4 protein-coding genes are annotated in these 3,559 nt (G+C 63.1%); all 4 read right to left on the reverse strand.

Annotated elements, in window-relative coordinates; translation table 11 throughout:
* Positions 1-871 (reverse strand): glycosyltransferase family 9 protein (locus AC1DT2_RS18150; protein WP_477297873.1); only part of this gene is annotated, 871 nt, incomplete at its 3' end.
* Positions 868-1,677, reverse strand: coding sequence for an SDR family oxidoreductase (locus AC1DT2_RS18155; RefSeq protein WP_477297874.1), 810 nt, complete (start codon positions 1,675-1,677; stop codon positions 868-870). The genes AC1DT2_RS18155 and AC1DT2_RS18150, both read right to left, overlap by 4 nt.
* An 85-nt stretch (positions 1,678-1,762) precedes the next feature.
* On the reverse strand, positions 1,763-2,434 hold the full coding sequence (locus AC1DT2_RS18160) for a TenA family transcriptional regulator (protein ID WP_477297875.1): 672 nt from the start codon (positions 2,432-2,434) through the stop codon (positions 1,763-1,765).
* Positions 2,421-3,559 (reverse strand): AMP-binding protein (locus tag AC1DT2_RS18165; RefSeq protein WP_477297877.1); only part of this gene is annotated, 1,139 nt, incomplete at its 5' end. The genes AC1DT2_RS18160 and AC1DT2_RS18165, both read right to left, overlap by 14 nt.

The raw sequence follows: 3,559 nt of genomic DNA on the forward strand, positions 1-3,559 counted from the left end.
GACCTATCGTCGTCACGCCGGCCGCCGAACCGAGGTGCATGACGCCGCAATCGGCGGTGACGAAGAGGTCCAGGCCGGCCAGTACCGCCGCCATGCGGCGAATATCGGATGAGTAATAGCCAGGCCATGCCTCGCGCAACATGGACCGTGCATGAGCGGGGACGATCTCGATGATCGATGCGTCGGGGAGGGCGTCATGCACCGTAGCCATAAAGGCTGTCCACCAGGCTTCGGGGTAACGCTTAGTACCCGTAGCGTTGCCGAAGATGCCGATGACCGGTCCCTTTTTCTCGCGGGAGTTGGCTGCCGTTAGCGCGGCGACAACACGAGCTCCTTCCGCGCGCTCGTCCCGGGTCAGAGGGATCGAAAGCGGGGGGTAGAACTGTGACGTCGTCTTTATCGAGTTGGCTGCCCACCGGACAAGATTTATCGGCCGATGCGCCATGTGGCGACCGGCGACGGCAGGAGGCGCGGCATGAGTGAGCGTTCGCGTGGGCTTGTCGCTGAAACCCAGTTTGAAGTGTCCGCGGAGAAGCCGTGTCAGTGCTCTGGAAAAGCCGGAGCCCAGCGTGGGATCGATGATCAGGTCGTAGTGCGTTCGCCTGATCCGGAATAACGCCCGGAGCATCGCGACCGGATGCTTGAACCCGCGTCGCGGCAGGCAAAACACTCGCTTTACGCTGAAGAATCCCTTGAAGACGTCCTCAGCGATATCGCCTTCACTCACGATATCGATCTCGGCGCCCTGGTAACGTTCTTCAAGCTCGCAGATCAGCGGAGTCAAGAGCAGGGTATTGCCCAATCGATGGTTGGGCCGGCAGATAAGAATGCGGTAGATGCCCTGCCGAATAGGTACGATGGGTGTGCTCATGACACGCCCCTCGCGTGATACGCCAGATCGGGCAAGACTTTCTTGAGCGCGCCGTCGACAAGCGATGGAAAGACGCCGTTGAGTCGTGCGAACAGGTTTTCCGGGAACCCCAGATACGCCTCGCTTTTCTCCTTCTCGATCGCACGCACGATGTGCGACGCCACCCAGCCGGGTTCGTCCATGTGCATGAGCTTTCGTTCCGCCATGAGGTGCACAGCGGGGGGATTGAAGGATGTGCGGACGGCCCTGGGAGCGACATAGGTAACGCCCACCCCGGTGCCATGCAGCTCTCGCCGCAGCGCCTGCGAGAAGCCGCGCAGGGCGAATTTGCTGGCCGAGTATGCGGCAAATCCCGGGTAACCGATGCTGCCGAATGTTGAGCCCACGTTGACGATACGGCCCGATCCCCGACCCAGCATGGCCGGCAGTATCTCGCGTGCCATTTGCATCGGGGCCTCGACGTTGATCTGCATGGTCCGGGTGATTGCACTCGCGTCTGACTGGTCGAAGAAGCGGAAGTCGAGGACTCCGGCAAGGTTGATCAGGACATCGACGCGACCGTAGGCCTGAACCATGCGCGAGACGGCCCCACGGCGTGCCGCGGCATCGGTGAGATCGGCCTGAAGGACGATCGCATCCATCTGTTTTGCGGCGACAAGGTGTTCGAGGCTGGCGACGGAGGCATCCGTGCGGCCTAGCAATCCCAGGCGCGCGCCTCTTGCACCGAGCACCTCGGCGAGTTCGCGCCCGATACCACCAGCGGCACCGGTGACTAGAATGCGTTTTTCACGTAGGTCGAGGGTCATGGTCATTTGTCCTCGGCGTAAGACATGGCGGGGACGGCGGCAAGGCACGCCGACACCAGGATGGTGGTCAACGAACGCGATGTCATCATGGGTAGTCACCCTCGGAAGTGGCGGCGTCGATCTCACGGAAAATGTCTCCGTAGAGCGTGTAGAAGCGATTTGCGGCGTGCATCAGTGCCAGCCGGTCTTCGTCCGTATCCAGTCGATCGACGAGCTGCTCGTAAAAGCCGACATGGTCGACATCGAGGGCGCCGTGTGAGGCCAGATAGCGGAATGCGGATTTCGGCAGGCCGAGAGCGGCTTGCAGTGCGCCGGCCGCCCGGGTGGCAAGAGCGACACTGACGCCCTCCAGCACGAACACCATGCCGAGGAACGACACGGGGTTACCGCGCGCGACGCCATCGTGGGCGTAGGCGATCATCAGCTCCGTCGACCGCATGGGCGATGCGGCGCGAATGCGGTCGGGATCCGCGCCGCAGGCGAGCAGATCGTCGAGGATCCACTGGTCATGGCCGATCTCCTCCTCGATGTACTCCGCCACGGCAGGCAGCATCCAGCGGAGACGCTCGGGCAGGTGGTAACCCATACCCATCATGAGCGGAACCGTCTGCCTCACGTGCTGATACGCCTGGCTGAGGAAGACGATGTATTCGCGTGGCGACACCTCACCACGGAGCGCCCGCTGGATAATGGGAATCGAAAGAAACACTTGGCGACTCGCCTCGGTTTCACGTACGAGACGATCATGGGTGGACATGGCGATCCTCTCTCTCATAGAGGGCTTCGATGGCGAGGGAATAACGCGTCGCGATGGCTGGTCGATTCAGCGCGCCACCGGGTCGCGCCATGCCGTTGGCGGGCCCGAACGGCAAGTCGCCCGGGCACCAGGCGCGCACACGTGCGTAGTCCGGCAACCGCGCGTTGGCCGCATCGATGGCGGCGTGAATGTGATCAGGGGAGACACCCGGCATGGTCACGACGACGGCGATGTTGAACTCGCGCCCCTCGCCAAACACGGCAGCTTGCTGGATCGCTCGCGTGGCAACGAGTTCGCTCTCTACCCACTCTGGCGATACGTTACGTCCGAAGGCCGTGGCGAATGCCGTTTTCTTCCTGCCGCGTATGTAGAGGAAGCCGTCCGTATCGATCCATCCGGTGTCGCCGGTGTGCCACGCCTCGGGAGGAGAGTCGTAGATCCCCAGATACCCTCCGAAAAGCGCTCCTGAAACGACTATTTCGCCATCGTCGGCGATGCGGACACGGGCGTGTGGCAGGGGCATGCCCACACTCCCGGCGCGTTCGCTGCCGGGGCGGTTCATGCTGACGACTGACGTGGCCTCCGACAGGCCATAGCCCTCGTAGACAGGAATTCCCAGCGCCCGGGCTCGGCCCAGCAGGGAGGCGGAGCACGGCGCGCCGCCAACGGCGACGAATCGCAGGGTGGAAGGCAGAGGCGCACCGGCCTGCGCGCATTCCACGGCGAGCTTCAGCAGTTGCGGGACGAGGATCGTTCCGGTGGGCGTGAACCGACGAAGCGCATCCATGAAGGCCGCGGGTTCCACCGTACTTGAACCGCTGAAGCCGCACTGCCCCAACGACGGGAGGACGGCTGTTCCTCCGCGGAAGATGGGTACATAGATGCCGCCGATATTCGCGAGCAGGGTCGACAAAGGAAGGACCGTGAGACTGCGATCGTCGGGCCGCGCCGCCGCTGCATTGGCCAGTGCTTCGGTCACCTGGTCGATGGCGGCTCGCGTGACGCAAACGCCTTTGGGCTGTTGGGTCGTGCCCGATGTGTAAGTGATCTTGCCGGTGTCCGAAGGCAGGGTGCGCCGGCATGTAGCCTGGAGCGTGTAGAGATGCAGTTCGGTGTGGGCAATCA

The organism is Luteibacter sp. P4_E6 (genome assembly GCF_056401535.1).